Genomic DNA, 15,758 nt, shown 5'->3' with positions numbered 1-15,758 from the left:
TAGAAAAGAAACACCATTCCAAAAGATGTCCGCGCGGTCTAAGTCGGCTTGCGCGACCTGATCACGCGGAGGTTCTGTGTCGCTAGCAACTGTTGCCGTCCTTTTCGAGGAGTGGCACGAGACTGGTGGAGCTCCACGCGGCTACGTCGGAGGTGCGTGGATCGACGCTGATTCGGCCGAACGATTCGACGTCACTGATCCTGCAACCGGCGAGACCATCGCCACTGTTCCCCGCATGGGTCGGGCCGAGACGTGTCGGGCCGTCCGCGCGGCCGAGGAAGCGTGGGTCTCATGGCGCACACGTCCGGCGCGCGAGCGCGCCGCGATTCTCCTGGACTGGCGAGATTGTGTCCTCGCGGCGGAGGACTCTCTGGCGGAGCTCATGGTGCGCGAGCAGGGCAAGCCACTGCGCGAAGCGGTTACCGAGATTCGGTACGCTGCCTCCTTCCTAGAGTGGTTCGCCGAGGAGGCCAAGCGAGCCTACGGGGAGACTATTCCCGGAGATGCCGCCCAGACCCGCGTGACCGTGCAGAGGCAGCCCATCGGGGTTGGTGCCGCGATCACCCCGTGGAACTTTCCGGCCGCGATGGTCACCCGTAAGGCCGGCCCCGCATTGGCGGCAGGCTGCACCCTCGTGCTGAAGCCAGCCGAGCAGACACCACTGTCGGCGATCGCGCTGGTGGCTTTGGCTGAACAGGCCGGTGTCCCGGCCGGTGTCCTCAACCTCGTAACCGGCGATGCGGCCGACGCGCCCGAGATCGGTGCTGAACTCACGGAGAATGAGGATGTTCGGAAGGTTAGCTTCACTGGCTCAACTGAAGTCGGTCGACTGTTGATGCGTCAGGCAGCGACGACCGTCAAGAGCTTGTCTCTCGAGCTTGGAGGCAATGCGCCGTTCATCGTGTTCGATGACGCGGATCTCGTCGCTGCCGTCGATGGTCTCGTGCAGTGCAAGTACCGCAACGCTGGGCAGACCTGCATCAGCGCCAATCGTGTCCTCGTAGCCAGGTCGGTTTACGACCAGTTCATTGCGCTATTGACCGATCGAGTCCGCGAGCTCAACGTTGGCAGCGGTCTGGATGACGCGACCGACGTCGGTCCGCTGATTGACCGGCCCGCATTGACCAAGGTGATCGAGCACGTTGCCGACGCTGAACGCCGCGGCGCCAAGGTCGTCCTCGGCGGACAGCCGCACGAACTGGGAGGGACGTTCTTCCAGCCGACGATTGTGCGCGACGTTCCGGCGACCGCGCAGGCCTTCCACGAAGAGACCTTCGGCCCCGTCGCGTTCCTTCATCCTTTTGATGATGAGGACGAAGCCATCCGGTTGGCTAACGACACTCCGTATGGGTTGGCCGCCTATTTCTATGCGCAGGACGTCGACCGTGTGTGGAGGGTCTCAGAAGGGCTCGAGTCCGGCATGGTCGGGATCAATCAGCCGATGTTGTCGACGGCGACCGCCCCGTTCGGCGGCGTCAAGCAGTCGGGCCTTGGCCGTGAAGGATCACGGCACGGCCTCGACGACTGGTTGGAGATGAAGTACATCTGCCAGGTGATCAAGCCTGGCTCGACAGATGGGGATCGATAATGAACGCCGTCTCGAATGTTCCATCCTCGTCGTTGGACCCGTTCAGTGCCGAGTACCGCGCCGACCCCTATGGCTCGCAAGCCGAGCTGAGGAGCCTCGGTCCGGTGGTCCGGCTCGAGAAGTACGACGTCTGGGCTTGTCCCCGATACGACGAGGTCATGGAGATTCTTCGCTTGCCTGAGCAGTTCCGTTCGGGCGCGGGAGTCGGGCTGAGCGACCTGACGCGAGAGAAGCACTGGCGCAAGCCCAGCATCCTCTTGGAGAACGACCCTCCACACCACACGCGGGTGCGTAACGCCCTGAATAAGGTTCTCACCGCGCGCAACATCCGTCGTCTGCGTGACGCCTTCGAAGAACGAGCCGTGACCGTGGTGGATGGTCTGGCGTCGAAGAGCTCCTTCGACGGCGTCGCGGAACTGGCGCGACCCTTCCCTCTCGATGTCTTCCCAGATGCCGTCGGCTTGACGGCCGACGATCGCGAGAATCTGCTGGCCTATGGGCGCATGGTGTTCGACGGAATGGGACCGCGCAACGAGATCTGGGAAGAGGTGATGGAGCACGCCGAAGAAGTCACCTCCTGGATCACTGCGCAGTGTCGACGGGAGGCGCTCACACCCGGCGGCCTCGGCGATCAGGTCTATGCGACGGTCGATGAAGGTCAACTGGATGAAGAAGAGGCGGCACTCGTCATCCGTTCGTTCTTGTCGGCTGGCGTGGACACCACGATCTTCGCTCTCGGTACGGCGCTGCTCTGCTTCGCCAATAACCCCGATCAGTGGGATTACGTACGTGAGGACCCTTCGAAGAGGATTCGTCCGGCTTTCGAGGAGGTCTTGCGATACGAGTCACCCTTCCAGATGTACTTCCGAACCTCCACCAAACGTACGGAGCTGGCGGGCGCCACGATCGAGGAAGGCGACAAGCTACTGGTGATGGTCGCATCAGCCAACCGGGACCCTGGCCATTGGGATGAACCCGAGCGGTTCGACGCATCACGGTCTGCGGTCGGACACGTTGCTTTCGGCCACGGGATTCACACATGCGTGGGCCAGATGATCGCCAGGCTCGAGGCGGAGACGCTACTAGGCGAACTTGCTCGCCGCGTCGAACGAATCGAGCTCACAGGTGAGCCGGTGTGGCAGCCCGCGAATACTCTCCGCGGGCTGGCTGAACTGCCGCTGACGATCAGCCCTGCGCGAGGAGCTTGAGCATGACCAAAGTGACGTACACCGATGCGCAAGGACAGCAGCATGTTCTCGACGTGTCGGCGGGTACGAGCATCATGGCCGCCGCGGTCACCCATGGTATCGACGGAATCGTGGGTGAATGCGGCGGAAACCTCATGTGTGCAACATGCCACGTATATGTCGATCCCCGGGATGCTGACCGGCTGCCCGAAATGAGCGACGACGAGGAAGCGATGCTCGAAGATGCCGTCGCAGAGCATCGACCGACGAGTCGACTCAGCTGTCAACTGGTGATGTCGGACGACCTCGAAGAGATTCACGTTGAGATGCCCTCGGAGCAGCTTTGATGACGGCCGGAATCATCATTGTCGGTGCCGGCCAAGCCGGACATGCCCTGGCATCCACGCTGCGCCGACGTGGTTACGCAGACCCGATCACGCTGGTCGGTGACGAAGAAGCACTGCCGTATCAGCGCCCGCCCCTTTCGAAGGCCTGCTTGATCGATGATGGCGCAGTGAGTGTCGCACTGGGCCCAGCCGAGTACTACGAGACCCACGACGTCACCGTCCTCCGTGGCAAGACGGTGATACGGGTCAACGCCGGCGAGCAGCGAGTCGAGCTTTGTTCCGGCGAGGCGTTGCCCTACCAGCATCTGGTGCTCGCGACCGGTTCCGTCCCTCGGAAGCTTGCCATTGAGGGCGTCGACCTCGACGGAGTCCACATGCTCCGCACGCTCGAGCACAGCTCGGCGATCCGTGAGGGAACGCAGAATGCCGACCGCATCGCGGTGATCGGCGCCGGGTTCATTGGGCTGGAGGTGGCGGCCGCTGCCCGGCAGGCGGGAACCGCGGTGACCGTGGTCGAGGCCCAGACGGCCGTGATGCCGCGCGTGGTATCGCAGCCGATGGCCCACCATTTCGCCGATCGTCACAGTCGTGAAGGCGTCGAATTCGTCTTCGAGGACGTCGCCGAGCGACTCGTCGGGGAGAACGGCCGAGTAGTGGCGATCGAGACACGAAGCGGACGGCGCATCGACGCTGATGTCGTGGTGATCGGTGTCGGAGTGGAGCCTCGTTGCGAACTCGCAGTCCAGGCTGGGCTCGATGTCGACAACGGGGTCGTGGTGGATCACCGGCTGTTGACAAGCGACCCACATATCTCGGCTATCGGTGATTGCGCGAGCTTCCCGAGCCCTTGGGGCGCAGGAAGAGTCCGACTGGAGTCCGTGCAGAACGCCGTAGACCAGGCCGCCTGCGTCGCTTCACGTCTGCTGGGCGACGACGGACCGTATGAGGCCGTCCCGTGGTTCTGGACCGACCAGTATGACCTGAAACTGAAGATCGCCGGCGACATCTCCGGACACGACGAGACGATCGTCGTCGAGACAGGACGCCCAGACTCGTTCTCGGTGTACTGCTTCGCCGACGGGGTGTTCCTAGGTGCGGAATCGCTGAACCAGGTACCCGAGCACATGGCAGTTCGACGCATTTTGAAGCAGAAGACTGCGTTGAGCGCCGACCAAGTCCGAGACCCGGAGTTCTCTCCGAAAGCCCACGCTCGAGCGGAGGCTCCCGCATGATCACCACCCATGCCGCAGTAGCGCCGGCAGTAGGCGAGGCGTTCCGCCTCGAGAAGGTCGTCTTGGACGCGCCCAGGCCGGATGAACTGCGGGTTCGAATGGTTGCAACCGGACTCTGCCACACCGACCTCAGCGTCCGAGAGGGGCGGACGCCGCTCCCGCTGCCGGCAGTGTTGGGGCACGAGGGCGCTGGAGTCGTTGAAGAGGTCGGCGACGGGGTCGAGGATGTGCGCCCTGGTGACCACGTGCTGCTCTCGTTCACGTCCTGCGGCTCCTGCAAGCCGTGTAGGCAACAGCACCCTGCCTCGTGCGACGAATGGGCTATTCGCAATCTCTTGTCGGGTCGTCGGCCAGACGGCTCGTCCACGGTGACATGGCGCGAAGAGCAGATCAGCGGATCCTTCTTCGGCCAGTCGTCGTTCGCGCGAGAGGTCATCGCGCAGCGCCGAAGCGTCGTCGTGGTGGATCAGGAGGCACCGCTGCCGACTCTGGCTCCCCTCGGGTGCGCCATTCAGACCGGTGTAGGCACTGTGACGAACGTTCTGAGGCCTGACCAAGGTGACACGCTCGTGGTCTTCGGGGCGGGAGCGGTCGGGCTCGCCGCGGTCATGGGAGCCGCGCTGTCAGATCTGGAACGCATCGTCGTCGTCGATCGGGTAGCCGAACGACTCAGATTGGCGATGGATCTCGGCGCGACCGACGTGATCGACGCAAGTGCCGAAGATCCTCGAGAGGCGCTGTTCGACCTCACAGGCGGACGTGGGAGCGACCACGCCATCGAGGCGACCGGGAACGTCGGTGTGCTGGAGCTTGCCATGAGCACGCTCGCGTCAGCCGGCTCGGCGGCGGTCGTTGGTGCTCCGCCTGCGGGGAGCGTGTTGCCGGTCGATGTGAAGCACCTCATGCGTGGTCGACGACTCATCGGTGTCACCGAGGGCGACAGCGATCCGCAGGCCTTCATCCCGAAGCTCATTCAGATGTATCGCGGCGGTGTGCTCCCGGTCGATCGCCTGATCACTCACTATCCCTTCAACGAGATCGAGCGAGCGGTCGACGATGCGGTCTCTGGACGCGCGGTCAAGCCTGTCTTGCTCTTCGACCAGAACTCTCGAGAGGAGTCGCGATGAGTCCGATCCGGCACCAGAACGCCATCCTGTCCTCGTCGGATGTGAGGTCGGTCGTCGCAGCTGATAGTGCGCATATCTCGTACGAATTCGCCGAACATACCGTTGGGCCGAACCTGGTCCTTCTTCACAGCTTGGGCGCAGACCGTCATATGTGGGCCGGTGTTTGTGAAGCGCTCGAAGACGAGTTTCAGCTGATCATTCCCGACCTGCGCGGACACGGTGCGTCCGAAGGAGGACTCGCTAACACTATCGACCAGTGGCCCTCCGATTTATCGGCGGTCGTTGACGACGCAGTTGGCACAGAACCTGTCTTCATCGTCGGCGTTTCGCTGGGTGGTATCCACGCCATGGCGTTCGGTGCCAGTAACTCATCACGAGTAGCGGGCATGGTGATCGCCGATAGTTTCGCCGAATTGCCAGAAGCCGTAGCGACGGAAAAAATTTCGGCTCTGCAATCGCAGACCCGGAGTTCGACCATGGACGCTGTGGCGGACAGGTATCTCGCCGACACCTTCGAACGGCCGTATCCGGCGGGCGCGGATTCTGTGCGGAGGTCGCTAGCTGCGTTGGAGTCGGAAGTCTACCGCCGCGCTGTGGCGTCATGCTTCAGCGTGAAGCTCACGCCACAGCTCAGCACCATTGACGCCCCGACCTTGGTGTTGTGGGGAGATCGAGACAGCAAGACCCCGCGCCATCTCTCCGAGCGGATTGTCGACGGAATCGACGGGGCGAGTCTCGGGATCGTGCCGGACGCCGGTCATCTATCCAACATCGATAATCCGCAGAGTTTTGCGCTGGCCGTAAAGCGGTTTGTACACGGATGCGTGCTTTCAGCGGATGCCGGCGAACTGAAGAACTTCAAGGGAGAGTGCTAGCAATGGGTTCTCAACACGAATTGAGTATCGAGGTCAATGGAGAGGTTCGTACCGGTTGCGTCTCTGCGAGGACCAATCTGGCGGATTTTCTGCGTGAAAATCTCAGGCTGACCGGCACGCATATTGGATGCGAGCACGGAGTGTGTGGAGCATGCACGGTTCTCCTTGATGGTCAGCCCGCCCGTTCATGCATCATGCTCGCTGCCCAGGCGGACGGCTCGTCGATTACGACGATCGAAGGAGTCGGTGGACAGGGCGGCGAGCTTAGTGACGTGCAGGAGGCGTTCTGCGCGAGCCACGCTCTCCAATGCGGTTTCTGCACTCCAGGAATGGTGCTCGCAGTGCAGGCGCTGGTGGACGGCGTTGGGAATCCCGACGAGGACGACATCGAGGAGGCTATCGGCGGGAATATCTGCCGCTGCACTGGGTATGTCCAAATTCGAGAAGCAGCCCGTTTGGCGATCGAGCGGGCACAGAAAAGCCGGGCGAACGAATTGGAGTCTGCGCTGTGACCACAGACTTGGTTGACGAGTCCTCCGTCGTCGAGGAGAAATATCCCGCCACCGTCGGTAGTCATGTCTATCTGAGCAAGCACGCTAGTGTTCGAGAAGACCGACGTTTCGTAGCGGGCGAGGGACGTTACGTCGGCGACATCGAGCCTCCGGGGACCGTCCATGTGGCGATCGTGACTAGCCCTCACCCCCACGCGGTCATCCGTTCGATCGAACTCGACGAGGCGCTCGACCTTCCCGGTGTGATCACGGTGTTGACCGGCGATGAACTGGCAGCTGACACCGAGCCGCTCCGGCAGTACCTCGACGTGCCTGAGGTTCAATGGCGGCCCTTGGCGGTCGGCGCCACACGGTACGCGGGTGAGTGGGTCGCGGCCGTGGTCGCGGAGTCGCGTGCGCTGGCGGAAGACGGCGCGGAGCTGGTGATGGTGGATTACGAACCTCTGCCCCATGTGATCGATCCGGAATGGGCTGTGGATCCTGAGGCTCCGCTCGTGCATCCGGCACATGGTTCGAACATCATGACAGAGCGCTCCTTCGCGTGGGGCGATGTCGAGGGCAATCGGAAGCGCGCTACTGCCAGCGCCACCGTCCGGTCGCGCTGGAACCGCAACTCGACGGTTCCTCTCGAAACCTTCGGTGTCATCGCCGAATGGGACCAGCACCGTGATCTGCTGGACGTCTGGGCGTCGATCCAGATGCCGCAGTTCCCGGAGCAGGTCGCTGCGTCCCTTCGGATTCCGAGCAATCAGGTTCGAGTCCACTTCGATGTCGATGTCGGTGGAAGCTACGGCGTCAAGCGAGGGATCAAGCACGGCGTGCTGGTCGGATACCTTGCGCGTCGCCTCCGCGTTCCGGTGAAGTTCATCGAGGACCGCACCGAGAACATGAACGGCGGTGACTTTCACGGCCCGGACCGTGTGTTCGAAGTCGAAATCGCCTATACAGAGACGGGCGAGTTCACCCATATCCGTATCGATGTTCTTGACGACGAGGGCGCGTATCCTGGCCGTTCGCCGCTGCAGCTCGCGAAGCCGATCGGTGCAATCGTCGGTCCCTATCGGATTTCTAGTGCCGAGTACAACGCGCGTGCGGTGACGACGAACAAGACCGGCCAGGTTGCCGTGCGGGGGTTCGGCCAGGCGCCGACGAACTATGCGATCGAAGCCGCGGTCGACGCGGTCGCGCGAGACCTCGACATGGACAGGCTCGAACTGCGTCGGAAGAATTTCATCCCTCCCGAGGAGTTTCCGTACCGCATTCCAAGTGGAACGGAATACGACTCTGGTGAGTACGCCGCGGTCCTGGACAACGCTATCGAGACCGCGGATCTCGAAGCGCTGCTCCGGGAGCGGGACTCTATCCGCGCTTCCGGGAAGCTCGCAGGCATCGGTGTGGCGAGCTGTCTTGAGCCGGGCGGTGGAAACGCCATCTTCGAGAACCTGATGAATCCTCGAAACGACAAGACGACGTTCCCCGAAGCGTGTCGGATCCGTGTGGATGGAACCGGCGCTGTCACTGCGATCATCTCGATCTCGTCAGCCGGCCAGTCTCATGAGACGATGGTGGCCACGCTAGTCGGTGAGGAGCTCGGCGTCGACCCGGACACAGTGGCGGTCGTCCGCGCGGACTCGCTCTCGGGATTCCCGTCGCAAAGTCCTGTCGGTAGCCGGATGGCCATCGTGCTCGGCAGAGCGATACACGCCGCCGCCGACCTGATCAAGACGAAGCTACGAACCATTGGCGCGCACCAACTGGGATGCTCATTCGAACAGACCGAATACTGCCGGACGTCCGTGGTCGACTCGAACGATCCGGACCGGCGCATCGCGTGGGATGAGTTGGTGGCCATCGCCCACCGCAAGCAGCACAAGATGCCTCCTGGCATGGAGCCGGGCCTCGAGGTGGTGCACGTGGCACATACTCCTCGCTCCGGAACTCTGGCTGCCCCAGACGGGACGGTTCAGCTCTACCCCTGCTATTCGTTCGAGGTCCATCTGGTGCTTGCGGAAATTGACCCTGGGACTGGCAAGGTCGACTTGACTAAGTACGCGATCTCACACGACTGCGGCACAGTCATCAACCCCGATGTGGTGCGGGGAATGGTCTACGGCGGGACTGCGCACGGGATTGGCGTAGCACTCTACGAGCAATTCGCTTTCAACCGTGATGGTCAGCCGTTGTCCGGGTCCTTCATGGACTACCTCCTGCCTACGGCGCACGAGGTGCCGGACATCGTCGAAAGCGAACATTGCACTCCGTCGCCGCTGACCAGTCATGGCCAGAAGGGTGTAGGAGAGGCCGGGTACATGGGCGCGGCCGCTGCCGTCGCGGGCGCGATCAACGACGCGTTGGTCGCCGCAGGTGGTCGTCCAGTGCAGTCGTTGCCCATCAAGCCCAGTGATATCTGGTCGGCCCTTCGGCCGACTTCGAGCAGTAGAGAGGATCGTTCGTGAATGCCACGGAACCCGTCGGAGCCGGAGTGGCCATCGACGTGCATGCCCATCAAGCACCGAAGGGCCTTATTGAAGACGTGTACTCGGGGCGGTTGCAGTTCCCCAACGTCGAGGTCATGAGGGAAGGGGACTCGCACCGAGTCTCGTTCGCTGGCGGTGCCGCGACCCGACCGATCGCGCCGGGCTTGCTGGACGCTGACCGACGTGCCGCCTGGATGAGTGACAATGGGATCGGATACCAGGTCACGGGTGGCTGGCTGGACATCTTCGGCTACGACCTGCCTGCGGACGAAGGTGCCGATTGGGCGGAGGCGTTGACAGGAGCGCTGCAGTCTGAAGCTGATCTGGAGAAGCAGATCGTTCTCGGAACCGTCCCGCTGCAAGATCCCGAGGGCGCTGCTTCCGCGCTCCGCCGCCAGCGCGATGCAGGCTCGCCCGGGGTCATGATCGCTAGCCGGGCAGGAGAACTGAACCTCGACGACGGTGTCATGATCCCCTTCTGGGAGGCGGCTGATGAAACGAATGCCGTTGTCCTCATCCATCCCGGCTTCGGTGGCGCCAGCAATCGTTACCACGAGTTCGGGCTGGTTAACGGTCTCGCGCGTCTTGAGGACACCACCGTCACGATGGCACGGCTGCTGTACGCAGGTGTGCCCGCTCGTTTCCCGAATGCTCGGATCGTCGTCTCGCACGGTGGCGCGGCGCTCCCGTATGTTCTGGGTCGTCTGAACCGGAATCATGTGATGAACGCCGACACCACGCACGACCCGATGGAGTCGTTCTCCCATCTCTACTTCGACAGCGTCGTGTTCGACCCGCCGACATTGAGGTTTCTGGTCGACAAGGTAGGTGCTGACCATGTGCTGCTCGGATCAGACTACCCGTTCCCCATTGGAGATCTTACGCCACGGAACGTGGTCGATCAGGCCGCTTTGAGTCACGATCAGCGATCTCAGATTTTCAGCGCCACGGCCCGCAGTCTTTTTCTCGGAGGCGAGGCGTGAAGCCAGTTGATTTCACCTTGCACCAGCCCACGTCGCTGGAAGAGGCACTAGCATTGCTCGCCGACCACGCAGACACTGCGAAGGTTCTCGCGGGCGGGCAGAGCCTGGTGCCACTACTGAACTTTCGGCTTGCGCGACCAGAGCATCTCATTGACTTGGGTCGAATCCGAGCGCTGAAGGCGATCAGGAGAGACGAACACCGCCTCTCCATTGGGGCGATGGCCACTCACACGAGTGCTGGGCGATCGAACGCCGTTCTTGGTTCTGCTCCACTCATCCACCGAGCCGTCCCCCATATCGCGCACCAGGCGATCCGCACGCGCGGGACCATCGGTGGCAGCGTGGCGCACGCGGACCCGGCCGCGGAGCTTCCCGCCGTCATGCTTGCGCTCGACGCGACGATCGTCGCTGTCAGCCATAGTGGTACCCGCGAGATCGCGGCCAAGGACTTCTTCGTTGGAAATCTCATCACGACACTGCAAGAGGACGAGTTGCTGTCGGAGATCAGGATCGTTCCGTCGACTGGTCGAACGGGTGCGGCGTTCCTCGAGGTGGGTCGCCGGCGTGGCGATTTCGCCTTGGTGGGGGCGGGGACCCAGTTGCGGTTGGCAGACGATGGCGTGGTCAAGGACATCAAGATCTGCCTCACTGGCGTCTCTGGTCGCCCTCACCGAGCCGAAGAGGCGGAAGCAGCACTGCAGGGCAAGCCAGTGACCCAGGAACTGCTGGACACCGCAGCAGAGTCCGTCCGCGATTCAGTCGATCCTTCGGACGACCTACACGCCACGGCCGATTATCGCCGCGACGTTGCGGGCACGCTCGTCGCGAGGGCGATCCGTGCGGCGTCGGACGATGCACATCGCGTCACTAAGGGAGAATGCACATGATCTACGAGCTTCGTGAGTACATCAGTCAGCCGGGAGCGGAGAAGAAGGTTCATGATCGTTTCGCCGGAGTCACGCTGACCTTGTTCGAGCGACATGGCCTCGAAGTCGCCGGATTCTGGGTCGACGAGGCAGATCCACAGAGGATCCTCTATCTGCTTGCGTTTGAGAACGCGGAGGCTCAGGAGTGCGCCTGGAGCCGTTTTCAAAACGACCCGGAGTGGAAGAGCGCGAAGTCGGTATCCGAGGCTGATGGACCGATCGTCGCCGAGATGATCAGCCGTACGCTCCGTCCGGTCGACTATTGGCCAGTGACTACCGACCGCGAGAGGACCGAACGATGATCGAGCTGCGCCACGAGTTCCGAGTGGACCTTCCAATCAACGAGGCATGGGCTGTGCTGACGGACCTGCCGCGTGTTGCCAAGTGCATGCGCGGCGCCGCGCTCGAGGATGTGGTCGATGGCGAGTACCGCGGTGGTCTCAGCACCAGAATCGGCCCCGTCAGCGCGACGTTCCGTGGCGTCGCGACCTTCCAGGAACTCGACGAGGTGACACGCCGCGCGGTCGTTGACGCTCGCGGACGTGAAGCCAAGGGGTCGGGCTCGGCGAATGCGTTGGTGACGATGGAACTCAAGCCCGATGGTGAAGGTACGGTCGTTCACGTCACGACCGAGTTGGCGGTGAGCGGGAAGATGGCGCAGTTCGGTCGTAGCATGATGACCGAAGTGAGCAACTCGCTCGTTGAGGATTTCACCAAGAACCTCGAGAAGATGATCGCGGCCCCTGACGACTCAGCAACAGTGAGCGGGACGTCGGATGCTGGGTACAGCGATGCGAGCCATTCTGATGACCAGTTCGACGTCCTCTCCACGATCGCGCTGCCGATGCTTCGGCGAGCGGCGGTGCCGGCGGTGGCAGCCTTCGTCGGACTGTGCGTCGGTCTGCTCTTCGGCCGTGGACGTCGTAGGCGGGCTCAACTCGTCAGCCCATCGCCGATGTTCCAGCCTTACCCATCGGCCCGCTACAACTCGCCTGAGTGGTGAGCGCACTAAGACGGGCCTGGCAGGCTGGATATCCGGCGGGACCTCACGGGCGCTGAGGTCTCGCCGGACTGGTCCTGGGTGGCATCTGCGCGGGACGATTCCCGGCCTCTAGCTGCTCCTATTTTCGCGCAGCGGCGCGGCGCGTAGGTACGTATCAGGCCCTTGAGTCTTCCATCTTGACCGTCGTCTCGATAAGATCGTAGATATGGATCAGCGGTCTGACAATGCGTTAAGTGGGAGAACTCGACGCGCTGCTTCGCGTGACGAGAGCAGCCAGGTTCATCTGGCGCTTGACCTACTCGAGTACCTTGGTGGAACGGGTGTTCCCTCCAGTCTGAAAGACGTCGCGGCTGAGGTCGACGGCCCGAAAGCCACCATCCATCGGCTTCTCGCTACCTTGCGTTCGCGCGGCTATGTGCGTCAAGAGCAGCAGTCGCTGTCGTACTCGCTCGGCATCAGATGCTACGAGCTCGGCAACCAGTGGGTGCATGCGTTGAACAGGCGAGACGCCGCAAGGCCGCACCTGGATCGGTTGAACGAGGTGACCGGCGAGACCGTGCATCTCGGAGTCTACGATCAGGGCGACGTTGTCTACATCGAGAAGCTGGAATCGACCTTCGACGTCGTGCCGAAGTCCTACGTGGGGCGTCGATGCCCGGCGGCGAATGTGGCGACTGGCCGCGTACTGCTGGCCTATCAGCCGGCGGATGAGATCCGCGCGCAACTTCGGCAATCTCTCGCTCAGCACACTCCGGACTCAGTCAACGATCCGGAGGAGCTGGAGCTGCTGCTGGAAATGGTCCGCAGGGACGGTTACGCGTTGAACCACGGCAGTTACCGTCCGGGCGTAGGCGGGATCGCCGCGCCAATCCGCGATCACACAGGGGCCGTCATAGCAGCTGTGGGCCTGTGTCTGCCTGAGCAGCGTTTCGGGCGAGATCGTTTTGAGAGCCTTCGAGCTGAGACCGTCGCTGCCGCCTCGGCCGTATCTAGTGAGCTGGGTTCTGCTCTCCCCGCGCGTACTGCGTGATCGACAAGCCGAGAGCGTCCGAGATGAATCGTCCAGGCGTTAGACTTCGGACTAAAGAGGCCACGGCGTATTGCGGCCGCGCTTCAGGGCGTTCGGACCGAGCATCCCAAAGTGACCTCCTCAAGCTGAGCTGCGTCACGGGCCCCGGCCCTTCAGCAAAGTGGCGAAATCTTACCAATCCGTTCCGCGTCACATGCGTTTGATGACGCGTGTCACGGAGGCTGGAGCCGTGGTCAAGCCGCCGGTGCCGGCATTCTACACTCGACCCCGCTCGATCGACGACATCGTCAACCACAGTGTCGGCCGCACGCTTGACTTGATGGATGTCGAAGTTGCAGAGCTAGAACGTTGGGACGAGGAGCCTCGCCTGCCGCGCGGTCCGCAGGCCCGAAAAACTAGTAAACTCCGGGAACGGTAGCCCCGTAGTCGCCGCGGCCTAGTTAAACGCCGGATATCCACCGAGTTCTGCCGAGATCGCCTTTGCATGTTCGAGCGTGGTCGCTACGAGAACCTCTTTTCGTTGCGAGAAGCGGTCGGAAGGAACGGTGAGTCCGAGGGCGGCGACAACCATTCCTGTGTAGTCCCGTATCGGACAGCCCACGCCACTAACACCGGGGCGATAGGAGCCTTGGGTGACGGCGTAGCCGTTGGCGCGAACGTCATGCAGCATCTCGCCGAGATCTGCCGATGCGGATTCGCTGGAGTCCGGCAGGACGCTTTGAAGCTCTTCTGTCGGTGCATAGGCGAGAAGCGCCCTTCCCGTAGCCACACGATCGGCAGGACTCCTGTGTCCGAGTTGCGTGGTTGCGATCACCGGCTGGGGACTCATCACTTTGTCAATGTAGACGACGCTGCCAGACTCGTAGACGGCGAGGACGGCTGTCTCCTCAGTCTCCTGATTGAGCGTAATCAGGTGGGGCGCCGCCACCGACCGAAGATCCAAGCCTTGCTGCCATTTGCTCCCCAGCTCGAAGCAGCGGATACCGAGCAGGTATGCAGACTGACTGTTCTGGCGGAGATAGCCACGAGCAGTCAGAGTTGACATGATCCTGTGGATTGTTGCTTTGGGGCCCCCGACGTGCTCTGCGATCTCCGTGAGACCTCGTGGGGCTTGCTCATCTGCCAGGTATTCCAGAATGGAAAGCGCACGCCCGAGGGCTGCGCTGCCACCTTGGCCATCTTGTTCCACAGCCTGCTGCGTGCTGCGTTCCGCCATCACAATGCCCATCTACTATGTGTAGGTTTGCTGGATGTCGCCCTGCGCCTTGCAGTATCGGCCCCGTGACGATCCCGTACGCTTCCATCTGCTGAGAGCATGGATAAGCAATCTCAGCTTAAATGGTATTTGGGCGCGTGGTCCATTACAACATGGCGATGGCCACATGGCTACGAGCACGGGTTGCTGGGTTTGCACCGGGGGAACGTCCATGAGGCGGTCGGCCGCCTAGATGAGTGAGTCCGATTGTTTTCAGTGGTCGTACGCGATCAGGGAGCGTTTCACGGTGGCGCCGGTCTTCCAGTTGTGCCAGATCGCGGTGGCCATGGCGATGACCTGTCCCGAGTTTTCCGGACGGTTCTCTTGTGGTGATCATGCCGCCTGGTCGGCGGTGTGAACCGCCCCAGGTTCGCTGCCGCTCCTATACGGGTTGCGGCTCTCGGTTGAGAGTCGCGTAGTGGGCCTGCTCGGACTCCGTTGGGGTCATCATCCCAAGAGAGCCGTGCAGGCGCCTGGTGTTGTACCAATCGACCCATCCGGCGGTGGCGTACTCGACGTCGGCGATGGTCCGGTAGGGGCCGGCGTGGAAGACCGTGGTGCGGACGCACTCGGTCTTGAACAGGCCGATCACGCACTCCATCAGCGCGTTGTCATACGCATCAGCCACCGTCCCGATCGAGGGCAGGATGCCCTCGTCGGTGAGGTGGTCGGTGAACGCGATCGACGTGTACTGACTGCCGGCGTCCGCGTGACCGATCAGTTCACCGGGGATGACGGGGTGGCCTTCGCGGCCACGCTGCCACAGCGCCATCCGCAACGGAACATCAACCAGCTCGACGGCCTTGGTCGAGCCGATGTTCCAGGCGACGATCTTCTGGGCGAACACGTCGAGGATGAACGCGACGTAGACGAACCCGGCCCACGTCCTGACATAGGTGAAGTCCATGACCCAGGTTCGGTTCGGGGCCTCGGCCGTGAAGTTGCGGTCGAGCAGGTCGCCAGCTCTCTTGCCGTCCTTGCCGGGAATCGTGGTCCGGATCCCCTTGGAGCGTCGAACCCCTTGCAAGCCCAGCGATCTCATCGCCCGGTCCACCGACCCGGGCGACGCTTCCGGGCTGGCGCGCTGCACGAGCGCAGTCATCTTCCGACGCCCGTAGAGCCCTTCGGGCGTCATCCTGCGCACGCCCTCGTGGTCGATCGTCCAGGCCAGGTCACGGACCTGGTTGGTGACCTGTGCGTCGGTGATGGTCCGGGC

General features: G+C 62.6%; 16 protein-coding genes and 1 pseudogene. 15 read left to right on the top strand and 2 right to left on the bottom strand.

Annotated elements, in window-relative coordinates; translation table 11 throughout:
- Positions 1-76 precede the first annotated feature (76 nt).
- From FNM00_RS17135 to FNM00_RS17075, 14 genes and pseudogenes are all read left to right on the top strand, one after another.
- On the top strand, positions 77-1,588 hold the full coding sequence (locus tag FNM00_RS17135) for an NAD-dependent succinate-semialdehyde dehydrogenase (RefSeq protein ID WP_143914759.1): 1,512 nt from the start codon (positions 77-79) through the stop codon (positions 1,586-1,588).
- Complete coding sequence (locus FNM00_RS17130) at positions 1,588-2,796, top strand: cytochrome P450 (RefSeq protein ID WP_143914758.1); 1,209 nt, start codon at positions 1,588-1,590, stop codon at positions 2,794-2,796. Before FNM00_RS17135 ends, FNM00_RS17130 begins: the two co-directional genes overlap by 1 nt.
- A gap of 2 nt (positions 2,797-2,798) precedes the next feature.
- Positions 2,799-3,122, top strand: coding sequence for a 2Fe-2S iron-sulfur cluster-binding protein (locus FNM00_RS17125; RefSeq protein ID WP_143914757.1), 324 nt, complete (start codon positions 2,799-2,801; stop codon positions 3,120-3,122).
- On the top strand, positions 3,122-4,354 hold the full coding sequence (locus FNM00_RS17120) for an NAD(P)/FAD-dependent oxidoreductase (protein ID WP_221933795.1): 1,233 nt from the start codon (positions 3,122-3,124) through the stop codon (positions 4,352-4,354). Before FNM00_RS17125 ends, FNM00_RS17120 begins: the two co-directional genes overlap by 1 nt.
- Positions 4,351-4,677, top strand: a pseudogene (locus FNM00_RS19450) (alcohol dehydrogenase catalytic domain-containing protein); the annotation flags it as partial. The gene FNM00_RS17120 and the pseudogene FNM00_RS19450, both read left to right, overlap by 4 nt.
- A 45-nt stretch (positions 4,678-4,722) precedes the next feature.
- A complete protein-coding gene (locus tag FNM00_RS17115) occupies positions 4,723-5,481 on the top strand; it encodes a zinc-binding dehydrogenase (protein WP_246065223.1) in 759 nt (252 codons plus the stop codon).
- Positions 5,478-6,356 (top strand): alpha/beta fold hydrolase, encoded by an 879-nt coding sequence (locus FNM00_RS17110; RefSeq protein ID WP_143914755.1) that lies wholly within the window; start codon positions 5,478-5,480, stop codon positions 6,354-6,356. The genes FNM00_RS17115 and FNM00_RS17110 overlap by 4 nt, the downstream gene beginning before the upstream one ends.
- 2 nt (positions 6,357-6,358) lie before the next feature.
- Positions 6,359-6,868 carry a (2Fe-2S)-binding protein gene (locus tag FNM00_RS17105; protein ID WP_143914754.1) on the top strand — a complete coding sequence of 170 codons (510 nt, stop codon included), beginning with the start codon at positions 6,359-6,361 and terminating at the stop codon, positions 6,866-6,868.
- Positions 6,865-9,324, top strand: coding sequence for a xanthine dehydrogenase family protein molybdopterin-binding subunit (locus FNM00_RS17100; RefSeq protein ID WP_185973215.1), 2,460 nt, complete (start codon positions 6,865-6,867; stop codon positions 9,322-9,324). Before FNM00_RS17105 ends, FNM00_RS17100 begins: the two co-directional genes overlap by 4 nt.
- On the top strand, positions 9,321-10,328 hold the full coding sequence (locus FNM00_RS17095) for an amidohydrolase family protein (protein ID WP_185973214.1): 1,008 nt from the start codon (positions 9,321-9,323) through the stop codon (positions 10,326-10,328). The genes FNM00_RS17100 and FNM00_RS17095 overlap by 4 nt, the downstream gene beginning before the upstream one ends.
- A complete protein-coding gene (locus FNM00_RS17090) occupies positions 10,325-11,215 on the top strand; it encodes an FAD binding domain-containing protein (protein WP_143914751.1) in 891 nt (296 codons plus the stop codon). Before FNM00_RS17095 ends, FNM00_RS17090 begins: the two co-directional genes overlap by 4 nt.
- Positions 11,212-11,556 carry an NIPSNAP family protein gene (locus FNM00_RS17085; RefSeq protein WP_185973213.1) on the top strand — a complete coding sequence of 115 codons (345 nt, stop codon included), beginning with the start codon at positions 11,212-11,214 and terminating at the stop codon, positions 11,554-11,556. Before FNM00_RS17090 ends, FNM00_RS17085 begins: the two co-directional genes overlap by 4 nt.
- Positions 11,553-12,257, top strand: coding sequence for an SRPBCC family protein (locus FNM00_RS17080; RefSeq protein WP_143914749.1), 705 nt, complete (start codon positions 11,553-11,555; stop codon positions 12,255-12,257). Before FNM00_RS17085 ends, FNM00_RS17080 begins: the two co-directional genes overlap by 4 nt.
- Before the next feature lie 205 nt (positions 12,258-12,462).
- Complete coding sequence (locus tag FNM00_RS17075) at positions 12,463-13,287, top strand: IclR family transcriptional regulator (protein WP_143914748.1); 825 nt, start codon at positions 12,463-12,465, stop codon at positions 13,285-13,287.
- Between the two features lie 436 nt (positions 13,288-13,723).
- Here the strand turns inward: FNM00_RS17075 and FNM00_RS17070 are convergent, their stop codons facing one another.
- The gene (locus FNM00_RS17070; protein WP_143914747.1) at positions 13,724-14,515 is read right to left on the bottom strand and encodes an IclR family transcriptional regulator; all 792 of its coding nucleotides are present in this window, start codon (positions 14,513-14,515) and stop codon (positions 13,724-13,726) included.
- Positions 14,516-14,735: 220 nt separating this feature from the next.
- Here FNM00_RS17070 and FNM00_RS18895 point away from each other — a divergent pair, with 220 nt between their 5' ends.
- Complete coding sequence (locus tag FNM00_RS18895; protein ID WP_185973212.1) at positions 14,736-14,900, top strand: hypothetical protein; 165 nt, start codon at positions 14,736-14,738, stop codon at positions 14,898-14,900.
- A 24-nt stretch (positions 14,901-14,924) separates the two neighbouring features.
- Here the strand turns inward: FNM00_RS18895 and FNM00_RS17065 are convergent.
- On the bottom strand, positions 14,925-15,758 hold an 834-nt coding region (locus tag FNM00_RS17065; protein ID WP_143914746.1), incomplete at its 5' end, for an IS3 family transposase.

The sequence above is a fragment of the Aeromicrobium piscarium genome (assembly GCF_007421815.1).
Classification (GTDB): domain Bacteria; phylum Actinomycetota; class Actinomycetes; order Propionibacteriales; family Nocardioidaceae; genus Aeromicrobium; species Aeromicrobium piscarium.
This window is presented reverse-complemented; position numbering and strand designations above follow the sequence as displayed.

Bases quoted from the DNA above. Each gene is read 5' to 3' on its own strand.
- FNM00_RS17075 (WP_143914748.1), top strand. From the start codon at position 12,463: ATGGATCAGCGGTCTGACAATGCGTTAAGTGGGAGAACTCGACGCGCT.
- FNM00_RS17130 (WP_143914758.1), top strand. From the start codon at position 1,588: ATGAACGCCGTCTCGAATGTTCCATCCTCGTCGTTGGACCCGTTCAGT.
- FNM00_RS17070 (WP_143914747.1), bottom strand. From the start codon at position 14,515: ATGGGCATTGTGATGGCGGAACGCAGCACGCAGCAGGCTGTGGAACAA.
- FNM00_RS18895 (WP_185973212.1), top strand. From the start codon at position 14,736: ATGAGTGAGTCCGATTGTTTTCAGTGGTCGTACGCGATCAGGGAGCGT.
- FNM00_RS17110 (WP_143914755.1), top strand. From the start codon at position 5,478: ATGAGTCCGATCCGGCACCAGAACGCCATCCTGTCCTCGTCGGATGTG.
- FNM00_RS17125 (WP_143914757.1), top strand. From the start codon at position 2,799: ATGACCAAAGTGACGTACACCGATGCGCAAGGACAGCAGCATGTTCTC.
- FNM00_RS17085 (WP_185973213.1), top strand. From the start codon at position 11,212: ATGATCTACGAGCTTCGTGAGTACATCAGTCAGCCGGGAGCGGAGAAG.
- FNM00_RS17105 (WP_143914754.1), top strand. From the start codon at position 6,359: ATGGGTTCTCAACACGAATTGAGTATCGAGGTCAATGGAGAGGTTCGT.
- FNM00_RS17120 (WP_221933795.1), top strand. From the start codon at position 3,122: ATGACGGCCGGAATCATCATTGTCGGTGCCGGCCAAGCCGGACATGCC.
- FNM00_RS17080 (WP_143914749.1), top strand. From the start codon at position 11,553: ATGATCGAGCTGCGCCACGAGTTCCGAGTGGACCTTCCAATCAACGAG.